The sequence below is a fragment of the Sphaerisporangium fuscum genome (assembly GCF_018531465.1).
Taxonomy (GTDB): Bacteria; Actinomycetota; Actinomycetes; order Streptosporangiales; family Streptosporangiaceae; genus Sphaerisporangium; species Sphaerisporangium fuscum.
In genome coordinates, this window is record NZ_JAHDTF010000055.1 from 1 (window position 1) to 15,845 (window position 15,845).

The 15,845-nt window shown below is 69.0% G+C and carries 13 protein-coding genes and 3 pseudogenes; 11 read left to right on the forward strand and 5 right to left on the reverse strand.

What is annotated here, in order from left to right:
- Window positions 1-182: 182 nt before the first annotated feature.
- Together KIK05_RS49650 and KIK05_RS44225 are read left to right on the forward strand one after the other, a co-directional pair.
- A pseudogene (locus KIK05_RS49650) lies at window positions 183-1,996 on the forward strand (IS481 family transposase).
- A 464-nt stretch (window positions 1,997-2,460) separates the two neighbouring features.
- A pseudogene (locus tag KIK05_RS44225) lies at window positions 2,461-3,210 on the forward strand (NAD-dependent epimerase/dehydratase family protein); the annotation flags it as partial.
- Between the two features lie 300 nt (window positions 3,211-3,510).
- Here KIK05_RS44225 and KIK05_RS44230 read toward each other — a convergent pair.
- The gene (locus KIK05_RS44230; protein WP_214416925.1) at window positions 3,511-3,867 is read right to left on the reverse strand and encodes an STAS domain-containing protein; all 357 of its coding nucleotides are present in this window, start codon (window positions 3,865-3,867) and stop codon (window positions 3,511-3,513) included.
- 276 nt (window positions 3,868-4,143) lie between these two features.
- On the opposite strand from KIK05_RS44230, the gene KIK05_RS44235 reads away from it, so the two are divergent.
- Window positions 4,144-4,482 (forward strand): helix-turn-helix transcriptional regulator, encoded by a 339-nt coding sequence (locus KIK05_RS44235; RefSeq protein ID WP_308250405.1) that lies wholly within the window; start codon window positions 4,144-4,146, stop codon window positions 4,480-4,482.
- 124 nt (window positions 4,483-4,606) lie between these two features.
- Here KIK05_RS44235 and KIK05_RS44240 read toward each other — a convergent pair whose 3' ends face one another.
- Together KIK05_RS44240 and KIK05_RS44245 are read right to left on the reverse strand one after the other, a co-directional pair.
- On the reverse strand, window positions 4,607-5,569 hold the full coding sequence (locus KIK05_RS44240) for an anti-sigma factor RsbA family regulatory protein (RefSeq protein ID WP_214416927.1): 963 nt from the start codon (window positions 5,567-5,569) through the stop codon (window positions 4,607-4,609).
- On the reverse strand, window positions 5,566-6,507 hold the full coding sequence (locus KIK05_RS44245; protein ID WP_214416928.1) for an MEDS and STAS domain-containing protein: 942 nt from the start codon (window positions 6,505-6,507) through the stop codon (window positions 5,566-5,568). Before KIK05_RS44245 ends, KIK05_RS44240 begins: the two co-directional genes overlap by 4 nt.
- Window positions 6,508-6,779: 272 nt before the next feature.
- Here KIK05_RS44245 and KIK05_RS44250 point away from each other — a divergent pair, with 272 nt between their 5' ends.
- From KIK05_RS44250 to KIK05_RS44270, 6 genes and pseudogenes are all read left to right on the forward strand, one after another.
- Window positions 6,780-7,088 carry a hypothetical protein gene (locus tag KIK05_RS44250; RefSeq protein ID WP_214416929.1) on the forward strand — a complete coding sequence of 103 codons (309 nt, stop codon included), beginning with the start codon at window positions 6,780-6,782 and terminating at the stop codon, window positions 7,086-7,088.
- Between the two features lie 26 nt (window positions 7,089-7,114).
- Window positions 7,115-7,249: a hypothetical protein gene (locus KIK05_RS48605; protein WP_284681622.1), complete on the forward strand. Its 135-nt coding sequence runs from the start codon at window positions 7,115-7,117 to the stop codon at window positions 7,247-7,249.
- A gap of 256 nt (window positions 7,250-7,505) precedes the next feature.
- The gene (locus KIK05_RS44255) at window positions 7,506-8,378 is read left to right on the forward strand and encodes an SDR family NAD(P)-dependent oxidoreductase (RefSeq protein ID WP_214416930.1); all 873 of its coding nucleotides are present in this window, start codon (window positions 7,506-7,508) and stop codon (window positions 8,376-8,378) included.
- A 19-nt stretch (window positions 8,379-8,397) separates the two neighbouring features.
- Complete coding sequence (locus KIK05_RS44260) at window positions 8,398-8,871, forward strand: MerR family transcriptional regulator (protein WP_214416931.1); 474 nt, start codon at window positions 8,398-8,400, stop codon at window positions 8,869-8,871.
- A 322-nt stretch (window positions 8,872-9,193) separates the two neighbouring features.
- Entirely contained in the window at window positions 9,194-9,334 is a 141-nt protein-coding gene (locus KIK05_RS44265) for a hypothetical protein (RefSeq protein WP_214416932.1), read from the forward strand.
- A gap of 423 nt (window positions 9,335-9,757) precedes the next feature.
- Window positions 9,758-10,526: pseudogene (locus KIK05_RS44270) on the forward strand (transposase).
- 64 nt (window positions 10,527-10,590) lie between these two features.
- Here KIK05_RS44270 and KIK05_RS44275 read toward each other — a convergent pair.
- A complete protein-coding gene (locus tag KIK05_RS44275) occupies window positions 10,591-11,034 on the reverse strand; it encodes a winged helix-turn-helix transcriptional regulator (RefSeq protein ID WP_214416933.1) in 444 nt (147 codons plus the stop codon).
- A 129-nt stretch (window positions 11,035-11,163) separates the two neighbouring features.
- Between KIK05_RS44275 and KIK05_RS44280 the strand changes: the two genes are divergently transcribed.
- Window positions 11,164-12,036, forward strand: a complete 873-nt coding sequence (locus KIK05_RS44280) for an aldo/keto reductase family oxidoreductase (RefSeq protein ID WP_214416934.1) — start codon at window positions 11,164-11,166, stop codon at window positions 12,034-12,036.
- Window positions 12,037-12,160: 124 nt separating this feature from the next.
- Window positions 12,161-13,627 (forward strand): SDR family NAD(P)-dependent oxidoreductase, encoded by a 1,467-nt coding sequence (locus KIK05_RS44285; RefSeq protein ID WP_214416935.1) that lies wholly within the window; start codon window positions 12,161-12,163, stop codon window positions 13,625-13,627.
- Here KIK05_RS44285 and KIK05_RS44290 read toward each other — a convergent pair.
- Window positions 13,560-15,788: a hypothetical protein gene (locus tag KIK05_RS44290; RefSeq protein ID WP_372455666.1), complete on the reverse strand. Its 2,229-nt coding sequence runs from the start codon at window positions 15,786-15,788 to the stop codon at window positions 13,560-13,562. The two genes, KIK05_RS44285 and KIK05_RS44290, sit on opposite strands and share 68 nt — an antisense overlap.
- Window positions 15,789-15,845: the final 57 nt, after the last annotated feature.

The following is a 15,845-nucleotide window of genomic DNA, read 5'->3' on the forward strand; positions in this document are numbered from 1 at the left end:
GGTGGGCCGCCGCCCTTGACCCCTATAAGCACAATTCGGCAATCCACGCCCGGCAACCTTGTCCTGTCTCGCTTGATGGCTGACACTCGGTCCTCGCTTGATGCTTGACACCTTGATCGTCTTCTGGCCTTTCTCGTGGCGTTGTCCGCGTTTCGGAGGAGGCCGGGATGGCGCTGGTGGAGTTGAGTGTCGTGGAGCAGCGATATCACGCGGTGATGGAGGTATTGGCGGGCGCACCGGTCACCGAGGTCGCGGGCCGCTATGGCGTGTCGCGGCAGTCGGTGCATACCTGGATGCGCCGGTATCGCGAGGGCGGGCTGGGGGCGCTGGCGGATCGCTCGCATCGGGTGAAGTCGCATCCGATGCAGACCCCGGCGCAGGTGGAGGTGTTGATCTGCGAGCTGCGGCGTGCGCATCCGCGGTGGGGGCCGCAGACGTTGCTGTGGGAGCTGCGCCGGCGCGGGGTGGAGCCGTTGCCGTCCCGTGCGAGTGTCTATCGGGCTCTGGTGCGTAACGGGCTGATCGATCCGATGGCGCGTAAGCGTAAGCGCTCGGATTATGTGCGGTGGGAGCGGCCGGGGCCGATGCAGTTGTGGCAGATGGACATCATGGGCGGGGTGTTCCTGGCGGACGGCACCGAGTGCAAGCTGATCACCGGGATCGACGACCACGCCCGGTTTTGCGTGATCGCCTCTGTGGTGGTGAGGGCGACCGGCCGGGCGGTGTGTGCGGCGTTCGCCGGCGCGATGCGAACGTTCGGGGTGCCGCAGGAGGTGCTCACCGACAACGGCAAGCAGTTCACCTGCCGGTTCGGTGGTCCGCGAGCGGGTGAGGTGCTGTTTGAGCGGATCTGCCGTGAGAACGGCATCACCGCGCGCACCACCAAGCCCCGTTCCCCGACGACCACCGGGAAGATCGAGCGGTTCCATCAGACCGTCCGCCGTGAACTGCTGGACCAGGCCGACCCGTTCGACTCGCTGCAGGCCGCTCAGGCGTCGGTGGACGCGTTCGTGATCCGCTATAACACCGCCCGGCCGCATCAGGCGCTGGACATGGCCTTCCCCGTCGACCGGTTCACCGAGCCCCGGCCACACGTCCAACAGCAGCAGACGGACCAACCGTTGGCGTTGCGGCTGCCCGCCGGTCTTGCCGCGCTCGATGGGCTTCGGCGGCCCCACCCCCGCACCCGCACCGGCCATCCGTCGCCGCCTCGGCTGCGACCGCGGCGCCGACAAGGGCGTTGCCGGCCACCGTGGAAGCCGTCGAGGTGGACCGGATCGTCCCCGCCTCGGGCAACCTGCAGATCGCCGGCCAGCAGGTCTGGCTCGGTCCGGACCGCGCCGGGATGTCCATCACGTTGTGGATCAGCACCGCCCACCTGCATGTGCTCACCACCTCAGGTGCCCGGCTGAAAACCGTGCCCTCCCGGCTCACCGCCGCCGACCTGACCCGCCTGCTCGCCACGGCCGACGCGCGAGTAGCCGGGCCGGCTCCGATCCTCGCGCTGGATGAGGGCTACCCGGCCGTCGAGATCGACCGCCTGGTCAGCACCGCGGGCACGGTCAGCCTGGCCAACCGGGCCCTGTGCATCGGCACCACCCTGGCCGGCCGGCGCGTCACCATCCGGATGGACGGCATCACCGCCCAGATCCTCGACGAGGAACGCAGCCTGCTGCGGACGGTTCGCTGCCCGCTGCCGATCACCGAATGCGGGCGGCTGCAGGGCGCACGAACCGCCGGCTCGCCCCCGTCGCCTGCGTCCGGGCCGGTCACCGTCCAGCGAGTCGTCAGCATCAAAGGCGGAATCATGGTCACCGGCCAGAAGATCAACCTGGGTCGCGTCCACGCCCGGAAGATCGTCACCGTGACGGTCGACGACAGCCACATCGCCATCCACGACGACGCCGAGACCATCAAGGTCGTGACCCGAACCACCACTCAGGAAGTGGCCCGGATCAAATCCGCAGACCATACTAAGCGGAGAAAGATCGTCTAGGCCGTGTCAAGCATCAACCGAAGCCAAAGCGTCAAGTATCAAGTGAGTCACGACAACGCCCGGCAACCTGACGGGCCCCGGGCAACAGACCCGAGGCCCGCGTGAAACGCCGTCGAGCATGACGTGGCGTTCGAGGGCATTCGAGGACCGACAGTAGCGCAGAACATCGGCGATGCGGCGAAGGCTCAACAGCGCGGCGAGTCTTTCGGCAACGGCTTCGCCCGTAGGTCGCGTGCCGACGAAAGCCTTGCAGGTTAGAGCTGCTGTATCCGGCATGGGGTATCGAAAGACGTGCCGTCCCCGAGCGTCAGAAGCGCAGTTCAGGGCTCAGGTCGAACCCCCAGGAGCCGCATCCCCATTCGTGTCGGTCCCGAACACTGTGGCCTGCGTCGCGTAGGCGTGACCGGGCGTGGCGTTGAAGTGCGGTATTTCGTAGTGCCCGGTGGCGCAGGGGAACTGCTGACTCCAGCGCGGCCGTCGTCTACCACTGCGCCGCATCCGCCTACCACCGTTGGGTGCAGGAGCTTCCCGGGCTGACCGCGGCGATCCGCCAGGGCGCAGCCGGCGCGAAGCTGGTCTTCGCCGACAACTTGTACATGTACGGTCCGGTGGACGCGCCCATGACCGAGGACCTGCCGTACGCCGGGCGCACCCCCATGAGCCGAGTTCGCGCCGAGATGGCCGAGTCGCTCCTGGCCGCGCACCGCGCCGGCGACCTGCGCGTCGCCATCGGCAGGGCCTCCGACTATTACGGTGCCGGCGGTGTTAACAGCACGGTCGGCGCCACCGTGTTCGGGCAGGCGACTCGCGGCCGGACCATCCGCTGGACCGGCTCGCTGGACCAGCCGCACTCGTTTAACTACCTGCCTGACATCGCCCGTGCCCTGGTCACGCTAGGGACAGACGAGCGGGCCGACGGCCAGGTCTGGCACCTGCCGGCCGACCGGCCTGTGACCGGGCGAGAGTTCATCGATCTGATCTCCGCCGAGCTCGGGCATCCGGTGAAAGCCGCGGCCCTCGGCCGCCTCATGCAGCGCGTCCTTGGGCTGTTCAACCCCACCATCCGGACCCTCGGCCAGACCTGGTACCAGCGAGACCGCCCATTCGTCGCTGACACCTCCACGTTCACCCACACCTTTGGGCCGCTCTCCATAACCCCGCACCGTGAGGCCATCGCCGCCGCCCTCGACTGGTACCGCACCCACCCCTCGTGACCGGTCGGGGGCCCGAAGCGGTTCGTCGAGGTGCTCACGTGGATCGGTACGCGGCGCACATGCGGTGCCATCGTCGCGGCCGTCGAGGACTGACCTCGGGTGCGTCTGTCTTCGAGGTCACTCGTCCCGGTCCGGTCGCCACAGGTCGCGGCCGACGAGCCAGGCCAGGGTGCCAATGCGGTCGCGGGTGAGCTGGTCGGCGGGGACGCGGCGGTTGCGGGTGGAGAGCGAGATCATAGGAGCTCTCCTCACCACCACCCTCAATCCCGAATTGTTCTTTCGGGTATCAAGAAGGCCAGATCATGCGCAGGTGTCGATGACGTTCCCCTGGCCCAGGAGGTGGAGCAGGCGACGCATGAGCGACGGAACGTTCGCCAGTCGGGCCGAACCATCGCGGCACAGGCCGGCCAGCATGCGCAGACCGGCGACGTCGACGAACTCCAGTCGGGCGACGTCGATGGTCAGGACCCCCTCGCCCGCCCTGACCTCTGTCAGCGTCTTTGCGACTGCCGGGGTGTTGCCGGCGTCGAGTTCGCCGATCAGCCGGACCAGGCCCCCCTGGGAGAGCGGGCTGTAGGTGATGCGAAGCGTGCGATCGAGATGGAGCACCGCCTCGATGAGACCGGCGTCGGGTGCGGACTCGTCGTTGATCGTCACGGGAGCGCCCTCGGTTGTAGCCGGATTCCGGCTGGCGTGGTCGACGGCCGGCGCGCCCAGGGGTGGCGAAGCGGCCCCTGGGGGCCGGTGCTGCGTGAGAGCCATTGACCCCCCTGCCTGCGTGGGCATGTAGGCACAAACCTGGGCATTTCAGTCATACATTGGAACAATGATACACGAAACAATGTTCCTGTATAGTACTTCGTGTAGCGGCGTCTGGCGATGTCCGCTTCGGGAACATGTGTCTACCGATGCCGGGATGACGGGATATGCGACGTGGCCGCTAACAGCATCGACGAGCGTTCGTCGTCCTGGACGTTCCTGACCCACCACGCCCGCGTCCTGCTGGAGATCGCCCGCAACCCGCAGACGCGGCTGCGCGACATCGCCGCCGTCATCGGCATCACCGAGCGCGCGGTGCAGGGCATCGTGAGCGACCTGCACCAGGAGGGCTACCTTTCCCGATCCAAGATCGGCCGCCGCAACCGCTATACGATCAATCCTGATCGGGGCTTCCGCTACCCGACGGAGTCGAACGTGCCCATCGGCGTACTGCTGGACATCTTCACGCGCCACCAGCGAGCACGCGACACCGATCAGACGCCCAGACGGTAGACCGCTGCCCGGACGAGATCGCGCAGGACAGCGCCGACTACCTACGGCACCATCCGGCACGAACGGATAGTCGGCGGCCTGCCCAGGCTGGATGCGGCCCGGCAGCTCATCACTTGCGCGTTGGTCAGGTGCGAGCCAAGTGCAGGCGGATCTGCGTGCCGGGCATCTGGGTGCGGATCTGCATCAGGGTGCACAGCTGGCGGACCACCCACAGGCCATGCCCGGACGAAGCGTCGGGGGCGGGCGCCAGATAGCCGGGGAACGGGGCCGTCATCTGGCCGAGGTCGATGACGTCGCAGATCACCCCATCACCGTCAGCCCACATGCGTACCCGTCCCCGGCCGTCGGCATGCTGAAGGGTGTTGGTGGCCAGCTCGCCGACCGCGAGGATCAGCCGCTGGGTCTGCTCGCTGCTCATCCCCAGCGCGCACGCACCCTCGGCCAGGCGGTGCCGCAGGGCCCTCAGGTCGGCGTCGAATTCGACCTCCATCACACTCCCCGGAAAGCTCGGTGGGGGTGGCAGCGGCAGCTCGTCCCCCGGGTAGGTGAAGGCGGCCGGGGCAGTGTAGGCCTCACTGACGTGCGGGCCGGCGCCGGACAGAAGCTCGGGGTGAGTGCGGCGGGCGTGCGCGACGATGCGTCCGGGCAGTGTCCGCTCGTCGTAGGGGCACACGATCCAGGCGGGGGCCGCGGCGAACGCGGCGTTGATCACCGATTCGTAGCGGGTCCACTCGGCCTCCTCCACGTCGCTGCGGCCATGCCAGACCGGCTCCCCGATGATCCGCACCCGCGGGTGGCCGGTCTTATGGGTGTCGACGTACCTGCCGTAGGCGGCCAGCGTGCGGCCGGGCGCGTGGTACCAGTCGGCCGCCTCGATGAACTCCACCTGGGTTGCCGCCCGGCCGAGAGTGTCCTTAAGCAGGGCGACGTTCGCCCGCGTGGTGACCGCCAGCACCCGGTCGCCCCGCTCCAGCCCCTCGCGGCAGAACGGCGTCATCGCGGCAGCGAACGCCTCGTCGCTGTCGTAGAACAGCGCCTGATGGATCAGCCCCGCCTCGGGTTCCAGGCCGGATGCCAAGATGGTCACGCGCCCACCTCCTGCGGCCTTTTGTCGATCACCAGGCCTGGTGCGTCGTCCCAGCCGACAAGAGTGACGACCTGGGCCAGCATGGGAGCCATGTTCCGCACCCGGACCCTCCCAGGGCGCAGGCACGCGGCCGCGCGGACAAGCACGCGCAGCCCGGCCACGTCGATGAACTCCAGTCCGGACATGTCGATACGGGCCTCACCCCCGGCGCCGACCTGACCGGCCGCCCAGCTGAGAACATCGGCCCAGCCATCGGTGTTGGAGTGGTCGATGGTGCCGGTGACGCGCAGCACCAACCCGCCGTCGGGGTCCAGGGCGGAAACCACGCGCAATGGTCCGTGCTGGAAGATCGCGTTCAGGTGTACTCTCCCTGGATGGCATGCGGCCAGCGTGGTCAACTGGTCGGGCGGGAACCGGCGCGTGTCGTACTGGCAGATCGCCGCCGCGTGCCCCTCCTCGAATAGGGCGGTCGCCCGGCGTTCGTACTCCTCCAGCCGCTCGGCTCCTGGGATCGGGGACAATGCCCAGCTCATCTCGCCGGTCATTCGCAATCCCGTGAACCCGCAGGCCAGGCTCGCGTCGATCTCGCTCCGCAGGGCGACGATCATCTCGGACGGGTCGAACCGGCCCGATGCCAGATAGCTGTCCTCGGCGGATCGGATCCCCAGGGCTCCTCGCTGGACGGCGGCGTCCACGTCCAACCCGGCCTCGGACAGCCAGCCGTGTACCCGCCGCTCGCCCACGCCCTCGGTGAAGTACACAACCCGCTCCCCGGCCGCCAGAGCGCCACCGACGAATTCGGTCACCACTTGACGCTGTTCATCCTCGTGAGCATACGCCAGGCACAGATGATCACCCAAACGGATGTCTTTGACCTCGCGCACCGCATCACCCACAGGAACAAAATTCTTTTCCGCTCGAAGGATAACGTCACGCATTCCTGACTCGATAGCAGGGGACGCTCCGCCCCGCCAGGCCCCGCAGCCCGGGCGCGCAGGTGACCATTGCTGGCGCCCAAGCCCTCTGCTTCTCAAGCGGTGCCCGGGGCTGAGGGAGCAGCGCCGAGCACCACCAGTGAGCCCATCACACCGGATACGCCACGGTCAGCCGCTCCCGGACCCGGCATGCACACCCGGCGCCCTCAACCCGAAGGTCACCCCATCGACGCTGACCACGACGATCCGGGTACACCAAGGGCATCCGTCCCCCGGTGAACATCACCAGCCGGGAGAAGGTGGCGAACGCCCGGTCCTACGGCTACACCGGCCCGCTCCGTGACGCCGAGTACGACCACCTCATCAGCCTGCAACTGGGCGGCGACCCCAACGACCCGCCCAACCTGTGGGGCGAGCCACCCTCCCCCGGCCACAAGCCCGGCGCCGGCCCCAACAACCCCAAAGACGCCGTAGAGAGCCGGCTGCACTCCGCCATCTGCAAGGGAACCGTCACCCTGGCGGCGGCGCAGCAGGCCATCGCCACCGACTGGAGCACCGCCGAATCGGTCCTGCACCTGACCTGACAGCTATCCCGGCTGGCGTCCGGCCGGTGACGTTCGAGCGTGGCGCGCCCCGCCTCGAGGGGGACGGGGCCGCCACGGCCGCCGATCAGGCCAGCGTCAGCGTGATGGTGACGCCGAACCGCACCAGCACGACGACGGTCACCACGCCGAGCGCGACGTAGGCGGCGGCGCGGCCGAACTTCCCGCGCCACTCCGGCTGCCCGTCACCCGGCCGACGCGGCAGGTCACGACCGTTCCCGCTCCCGCTCCCTTAGGACAAGATCGTCCTGGACGGCATCGGCCTGCGCCGCACGCTGTGGGGCCTGCCGGCCCGCTACGACGTCATGTTTGGGAGCCTCGTGGCCATCGGAATCATCGTTGCACCGGCCGGAAAGCCTGCTTGCCTTCGAGCGCGCTCGAATGTCTATCTTCGCCGTCATGACTACAACAAACGGGACCAAGACCTGGATCATCACCGGTGCGAGCTCCGGCCTCGGCCTGGCGTTGGCCGAGGCGGCGCTGGCCGCGGGCGAGCAGGTGGTCGGCACGGCGCGGCGGGCCGGCCGGTTCGACGCGCTCCGGGCTCAGTACGGTGACCGGCTGCTGCCGGTCGAGCACGACGTGCGCGACACGGACGCGGCCGCGGCGGTCGTACGGCGCGCGCTCGACGCATTCGGGCACGTCGACGTACTTGTCAACAATGCCGGAGTCGGGCAGGTGGGCGCCGCGGAGGAGGTCACGGACGCGCAGTTGCGCGACATGCTCGAGCAGCACCTCTTTGGCCCGGCCGCCTACGTGCGCGCGGTGCTGCCGCACATGCGTGCGCGTCGTTCCGGTGCGATCGTGCAGATGAGCAGTCAAGGCGGGCGGATGTCCTTCCCCGCCGTCGGCAGCTACTCGGCTGGCAAGTTCGCGCTCGAAGGCTGGTCGGAGGCGCTGGCGGGCGAGGTCGCGCCGTTCGGCGTCCGCGTCCTCATCGCCGAGCCCAGCCGCTTCCGCACCGCCTTCAATTCCGCCGAGGTACTCAACACCGTGGACCAGAACCCGATCTATGACGAGGTGCTCGGTGCCGTCCGCGCGAACATGGCCGAGGCCGACGGCATCCAGGAGGGCGACCCGGCACGCGCCGCCTCGGCCATCCGCGACATGCTCGACACGCCCGACGCGCCGCTCAGGCTTCCGCTCGGCGCCGAGGCCGTGCGCAATCTCACCCGCACTTACAGGAACGCACTCAGCGACGTCGAGAAGTGGGCGCATGTAAGCCAATCGGCCGACTTTCCCGGCATGCCGCCAGCGCTACGCGCGTTCTGAGCTCCGTACCATGTCGAACATGGCCACCGAAGACCTGATCGAACGCATCCTCGCCGCCGGCGACGAACCGTCCGCATCGGTCATCGATGCGCTGCACGAACTCCTCGACGACACCACGATCGAGACCTCGGCGACGCCCAAGAGTGTCGCCGAGGCCGCCCGCCTGATCGGCCTGTCCCCCCACACCCTCCGCTACTACGAGCAGGAGGGACTCCTGCGGCCGGCACGCAACGCCTCCGGTTACCGCGAATACTCGGCGTTCGACCTGCGCCGCCTCATCTTCCTCACCCGGATGCGGCTGTCGGGAATGACCATGCAGGATCTCAAGCGCTACATCGCCCTCGTCGAGCATGGCCCGAGCACCATCCCGGAACGCCGGCGCATCATGCTCGACCAGCGCGACCGCATCGTGCGACAGATCCGCGAACTCACTCTCGCCCTGGAGACGACCGAATACAAGATCCGCGTCTACGACGGGCACCCAGAAGGCTGACCGGCGGCCGGGGTGACCGCGCAACAAGCCCTGACGAGCCTTCTCAGGCGCTCCTAGACCGGTCCAGTCCCTTCACAACAGGTCCACAGGACCCGGATCCCGCCGTGGCGAACGTGCCTGACAACCCTAGATAACGTGTCAGGCACGTCTGTTGGAGCGCATTTGCCTGACGTGCCTGACGCTTCAAAAAGACCCAAGATAACTCGCGCACCTGCCCTAAGGCGCGTCGGCGACCGCGCGTGCATGCTCACGTCCGACGCGAAGGAGCACGCGGCCAGAACGCCAATCCCGAGGAGCGTCACGCTGGTGGCCTGCAGCACCGGTGACCGTCGTCGACGCTGCGCTGTTCGCCGAGATCCTCGCCGAGCGGAACCCGGGACCAATCTCGACCACGAGCGCGACAACCGGCGGAGCGATGAACGCGCCCGCTGGCGAGGTGAGGCGCATGACGCTGTTCGCGTAGGTCACGCTGCGGAGCTGTTCGACCTGGCGGGGAAGCCCGCGCCGTGGCGCGCTCGATCGGGGGCGGTGCTAACGCGGCGGGTGACTGACCGGTCGTCCCGCCGCGTCATCGAGCGTAGCAATCCCCTGACACAGACTCCTGCTGCCCCGGCCGCGCCCTTCTGACCTGCACTTCAACCCACCTCTGTGGCGTAGAAAGGAATCAGCTCCCGTGCACAACCTGCCTTCCCCACCGTCGGAGGTCGCGGCAACTCCCAAGGCCGAACGAGCCGCTCGCGTCCGCCGGCGTTCCCACCGGATGGAACATGCTTGTAACCGGGACACCACTCTGCGACATCATTTAGAGCCTGCGCAGATAGGCGGGGGGACCCAGGCAGCGAGGCGGGGACCGGTCTCCGTGATCATAGAGGTGCGACGCTCGGTGATCACTGGGGAGTCCTGTGCCCGTCCTTCCGCATGGCTGACCGCCCCGCTGTGGGACCGATTCGCGGCCCTGCTGCCCGAGCCTCCCGCGGTCGATCCGGCCCATCCGTTGGGGTGTCACCGGCCCCGCTCGGCGACCGGATCGTGTTCGACAAGCTACTGCAACTGCTGCGGTTCGGCTGCTCGTACCGGGCGATCGCCGACACCACCTGCTCGGCGACCATCATCCGCAACCGCCGCGACGAGTAGATCTCCCTCCGCGTCTTCGTCCCGCTCAAGCAGATCGCGTCGCCGGGCGCTCACCGGTCGACCGCGGCGAGCAAGGCCTCAAACGCTCGGGCATGACCGATGGTTACGGAATCCCGCTCGGTAGGGTCCTCGCCGGAGCGAACCGCCACGACTCCCCACTGCTCGCCCCGATCCTGGACTTGCTGGAGCACCTGGGACCGCTGCCCGACGACATCACCGTGCACCTGGACGCCGGCTACGACTCGGACAAGACCCGCACCGAACTCGCCGCCCGCCACCTGCACGGCCGCATCGCGCACAAGGGCGAGAAGGCGCCGATCCAGGCCAGCGAGCGGTGGCACGTCGAGCGCACCCACGCCTGGCAGAACGCCTTCCACCGCCTTGCCCGCTGCTACGAGCGTCGTGCGACCGTCGCCAACGCCTTCTTCGACCTCGCAGACACGATCATCACCGTCCGTAGCCTGATCCGCCGAGCCTGGACCACCCATCGCTGGGACGACCGCCCCAAGCGACGTCCTTGAGCCCCGTCCATCTGCCCGGCCTCTTGCGCACACGTTCGGCGCTGATGAGCAACCCTGGTGTGGTTCAGGCGACGCGGGTGTCGTAGGTCTCGCGGTTGGCGAGCACATCGTCCATGTGCGTCTCGGCCCAGGCCTTGATGCCCCGCATCATCTCGTACAGCGACAGGCCGAGATCGGTCAGCTCGTAGGAGACCGTGACCGGTACGGTCGGCACCACAGTGCGGGACACCAGGCCGTCGCGCTCCAGGGAGCGCAGCGTCTGGGTGAGCATCTTCTGGCTGACGCCGGCCAGCAGGCGCTGCAGCTCCGAGTAGCGCATCACCCGGGGCCCGCCGGCGCAGTCGGCGCCGGGCTGATGCGCGCTGTCGCTGCCGAGCGCGGCCAGGATCAGCGTAACCCACTTGTCCGAGATCCGGTCGAGCAGCTTGCGGCTGGGGCAGGCCGCCACGAAGGCGTCGTACTCCACCTTGGCCTGTGCCCTTTGCTGGGCTGCCGTCATCGTCGCCATGGACCATTCCTCTCATCCGAGGTGCCTTACGCACTTCGAAGTGCCTACTTCCCGACAAGAAGCTACGCCCCAATAGTGGTGCAAGGCGCCGTCAGGCACCACCCCCTGGCTCAACACGAAAGGCACACCATGGGCACCCCCTCCGCCTCGCTTCCCGGCGGCACCTGGACCCTGGGCGACCTGATTGTCACCCGGTTCGGCTACGGCGCCATGCAGCTCGCCGGCCCCTGGGTCTTGGGTCCGCCTGCCGACCGCGAGGGCGCACTCGCCGTTCTCCGTGAGGCCGTCGGCCTCGGCATCACCCACATCGACACCGCCGACGCCTACGGGCCACACATCACCAACCAGCTGATCCGCGAAGCGCTGCACCCGTACTCCGACTCGCTGCACATCGTGACCAAGGTCGGGGCGACCCGCGACGAAGAGGGAGGCTGGCCCCCGGCACGCAGGCCTGAAGAGCTGCGCCGGGCCGTCACCGAGAACCTTGAGAACCTCGGCCTCGACACGCTCGACGTGGTCAACCTCCGGCTCGGCGACGCCCAGGGCCCCGTGCCCGGTTCGCTCGCGGAGGCGTTCGGGGCGCTCGTCGACCTCCAGCGGCAGGGCCTCATCCGGCATCTCGGCGTGAGCAACGCGACGGCGGAACAGGTCGCCGAGGCACGCTCGATCGCGCCGATCGTGTGCGTGCAGAACATGTACAACCTCGCCCACCGCCACGACGACGACCTGATCGACGAACTCGCAGAGCAGGGCATCGCCTACGTGCCCTTCTTCCCCCTCGGAGGCTTCAGCCCGCTGCAGTCCTCGGCACTCACGGCCGTGGCCACCCGGTTAAACGCGACGCCCATGTCGGTGGCCCTGGCCTGGCTCCTGCAGCGGTCGCCGAACATCCTGCTGATCCCCGGCACCTCATCGGTGGCACACCTGCGCGAGAACGCCACCGGCGCGGGCCTCCCGCTGTCCGAGGACGATCTCGCCGAGCTCGACAAGATCGGCCGCTAACCCTGCGGCGCTCTCCAGCGGCTGGGCCGGATCGACCGCGGGACGCTCGGGCACCAGCGCCGCGAATTGATCCGCGGGCCGGTCAGTGGCGTTCCGCGGCACGGTCGGCGGGGAGCATGGGGGTATGGCACGAAATGTGGACCTGAGTGAGTTTCTGCGTCGCTGCCGTGCCCGGATCAGCCCGGAATCGGCGGGCCTGCCCGAGCGGGGCGCCTACCGGCGGGTGCCGGGCCTGCGGCGCGAGGAGGTCGCCCAACTGGCCGGGGTGAGCACCGACTACTACACGCGGCTGGAGCAGGGGCGGCAGATCAGCCCCACGCCCGGGGTGCTGGAGGCGATCGCGGGCGCGCTGCGCATGGACGACGCCGAACGAGCCCATCTGTTCGACCTCGTGCGGCCCCAGCCCGCCGCCCGCCGGAGCCCACTGCGGGTGCAGAAGGTCCGCTCCGGGCTGCATCGGTTCCTGGGCTCCTTCACCGACCAGGCCGCCTTCGTCCTGGGGCGGCGCGGCGACGGCCTGGCCGCCAATCGCCTGGCCAAGGCGCTGCTGGCCGACTTCGACGCCATGCCCTACCGGGAGCGGAATGCCCGGCGAGAACGACCAGACCCTCCTAATCTACCTGCCGGCCACCGACCGGTCCTCCCAGGACGCCTGGCGCCTTCTGGCCAGCTGGGCCGCAGATCCCCTCCCCCGGCCGACAGCCGATCAGGCCGCTTCCGATTCCGCCGGTCGCGCACACGACCCCAGGAGCACCTCATGAGCACCACCCACCGCAATTCCGTCCGCCCTCTCGCCCTGGTGACCGGCGCGTCCGCGGGTATCGGCTACCAGCTGGCCCTGCTGTTCGCCCGCAACGGCTACGACCTGGTCGCCACCGGCCGCAGCGACACCATCGACCGCGTCGCCGCCGACTTCGAACGGCACGGCGCCCACGTAGTTCCCGTACGGGCCGACCTGTCGGAACGCGACGGCGTCCAAGCGGTGTGGCGGGCGGTCCAAGACACCGGCCGACCGCTGGAGGCGGCCGTGCTCAACGCCGGGCGCAGCATCGGCGGCGCGTTCCTCGACACCGATCTGGACGACGAACTCGACCTGCTCGCCCTCAACGTCACCTCCGTTGTCGCGCTCGCCAAACCCGTCGTCCGGCACATGGCCGATCACGGCAACGGCAGAATCCTCATCACCTCGTCCCTGTCGGCGACGCTGCCCACCCCGTACGAGACCGTCTATGGCCCCTCCCGCGCGTTCACGTACATGTTCGCCGAGGCACTGCGCCAGGAGATGAAGGACCGCGCGCCCGGTGTCACCGTCACCGCGCTGCTGCCCGGCGCCACCGACAGCGACTTCCACGCCCGTGCCGGAATGAGCAAGACCGCCTTCGGCCCCGGCGCCAAGAAGAACAGCCGCGTTCAGGTCGCCGCCCAGGGTTACCGCGCCCTCATGGCCGGCAAAGACCATGTCATCGGCGGAGACCTGCGCACGAAACTCACCGCACTGACCAACCGTCTGCTCCCCGAACCGTTCAAAGCCGCCCGTCACGCCCGTAAGGCGCGGCCCCGCAACACCGCGCCCCGGCAACGCCGGGGCTGAGGATCCGGCTCCGGGACGCCATCACATGATCACGGTACATGGCGTATCTGATGACCGCCGAGGTCATCTTCCGTGGTTCGAGCGGCCCCCAGAAGATCGCGCTCGACGCGGGTCGCATCCCACATACACGGGTGCTCCCTCCTTGATCTGCTCGGCTATCGTCTCGTCGATGCAGTCGGCGAGATGTAGCTCGTAGACCTGTACAAGCTCGCCGTTCTCCTCGTACGTGCTGGGGCCGTCGCCGAAGCGGCGCCGCACCGCCTCCAGCGCCGGTCCCACCTCGCGGGAGGCCGCCAGCCGTGGACGGCATGCCCACCAACACCTCGAGCAGGAGGCTGAAGCCTTCCGACTCGTCGTCCTCGCCGTTCTCGTCGTGGACGAGGTCCGCCCTCCGCCGGATCTCGGCGGCGATCGTGTCGGCCGTCTCCGGGAGGCCGATCGCCTGTAAGGTCACCTTCGCCTGATGTCGGGTGTCCCGGTAGATCTCCGCGTCCTCGAGCACCGCCAGCAGAGTCGGCGTCGTGGACGCCGCGGCGGCACCGAGCCGCCTGAGGGCGTCCAGCAGCCGGTACTTGGTCGTCTCGTCACGCCACCAGCCGTCGGCGTCCTCCTGGGTCGGGAAGGGGAACGCGCGCAGCGCCGCATGCACCACCGGGACCGCGGTGGCGCCTCGTTCGCCCAGGGTGGCCGAGGTGAGTATCCCGAGGAAGTCGCCGATCGTGGGCAGGCCGGCGACGAGGTCCTCCGTCGTGGGATCGTCCTCGCCGGTGAAGTAGGCCAGCAACCTCCCGGCGGAACCGTCCCCGTCGTAGCGGCGGAACATCTGGGACAGGGCGGTGGTGGCCTGGCCTTCGTCGATTCCTGCCAGCGCGATCACGGCCGCCTCCCGGGCCGCCGGGTCCGCACCGTTCACGATCAGGTCCGCCAGCGCGTCCGCCGCTGTCCCGCGCCAGGCTTCGTCGAGGTCGCCCGAAGCCAGTTCCCCGACCGCGGCCACGCTCGCCGGGCCGTCGTCCCAGTGGTGGCGGATGTCGTCGAGCAGGGTTTCCACGTCACCACCGTCCATCATCCTGGAAGGGCGGCCGATGCGTTTCGGTATGAGCCCGGCATGGCCGGACCATTGGAGAACGTGGACCTGGCCTCCGCGCCCGCCGATCAGCCAGCACCGCCCGTCCGGCGTGCCGGCCACGTGAGTCAGCTCTCGGGGGACGGCGGGCGTGGGAGGCGTGAAGCGGCCGACGGGCCCGCGGCCGTGTAGTCGCCAGAGCGCGGCCGTCCCGTCCTGGGACGCCGACATCACCAGGTCCGTGCCGGTGGCGAGTGCCAACGCCCGGACGCGGCCGGCATGCGCCTGAACCCGTCCGAGGCAATGGCCGGAGCGGGTATCCCACCACGACAGCGAACCGTCCCGCCCGCCGAGCACCACCAGCGGCCGGTCCGGATGCGCGGCGATCGCCGTGGGCCGGGCGGGCGGGGTGAACGCGGTCACGACCATCCCGGTCTCCGCATCGAGAACGACCATCCGGCCACGCCGCGGGGACACCACGAGCCGCCACAGGTCGCAACAGCGCGTCAGCCGCTGATCCACCGCGTCGTCTTCGCCGCCGAAGGCCCACACGACCTCGGCATCGGCGTACGGTCTTTCCCTGGGAGGCCGGCGCCAGGCCTCGATCAGTCCTCTGTCACCGCTCACGACGATCAGACCGGAGCCGGTACGTCCCAGCGCCGCCAGATCATGCCGACCACTCAAGCCGAAGACGCCCAGCCATCGAAAGTCTCCGCACTGCCTGAGCACCGCCTCCCGGTCCGCGGATGTGAGGAGCCGCCCGCCGTCCCAAGGAAGCCGTCGCCATTCCAGGGCCTCGGCCGCCACCGTCCACAGCGAGGCCGGTCCGTCCGTGGTGAGCAGTTGGGGCCGCCTGGCGTCGCCGATGAAGGCGGCGTTCTCCACAGGTCCGTCCTGCAACCCTCCCACATAGGCGGTGAGCAGGCCATGGCTCAGATCCCACAGCCGGATCTCGCCGGAGCGCGCGCCGGTCGCCCCCATCCGTCCGTCTGCGGAGACCGCGACCGCGGTGACGGCGGCGCCATGGTCCTCGGACGGCCTTGAACAAGATTCATCGTCGCCGGGCATCTCCGAGAGGTAGCACGTTGCCGGCATTTCTGGCGACTCGAAATCCGGCTGGCCCGGCGCGAATTCTCAAGGGTTCAGACACCG

Coding starts and splice junctions, on each gene's coding strand:
- KIK05_RS44245 (WP_214416928.1), bottom strand. CDS start 6,507: ATGCGTGACGTTATCCTTCGAGCGGAAAAGAATTTTGTTCCTGTGGGT.
- KIK05_RS44255 (WP_214416930.1), top strand. CDS start 7,506: ATGACTACAACAAACGGGACCAAGACCTGGATCATCACCGGTGCGAGC.
- KIK05_RS44260 (WP_214416931.1), top strand. CDS start 8,398: ATGGCCACCGAAGACCTGATCGAACGCATCCTCGCCGCCGGCGACGAA.
- KIK05_RS44275 (WP_214416933.1), bottom strand. CDS start 11,034: ATGGCGACGATGACGGCAGCCCAGCAAAGGGCACAGGCCAAGGTGGAG.
- KIK05_RS44280 (WP_214416934.1), top strand. CDS start 11,164: ATGGGCACCCCCTCCGCCTCGCTTCCCGGCGGCACCTGGACCCTGGGC.
- KIK05_RS44285 (WP_214416935.1), top strand. CDS start 12,161: ATGGCACGAAATGTGGACCTGAGTGAGTTTCTGCGTCGCTGCCGTGCC.
- KIK05_RS44290 (WP_372455666.1), bottom strand. CDS start 15,788: ATGCCGGCAACGTGCTACCTCTCGGAGATGCCCGGCGACGATGAATCT.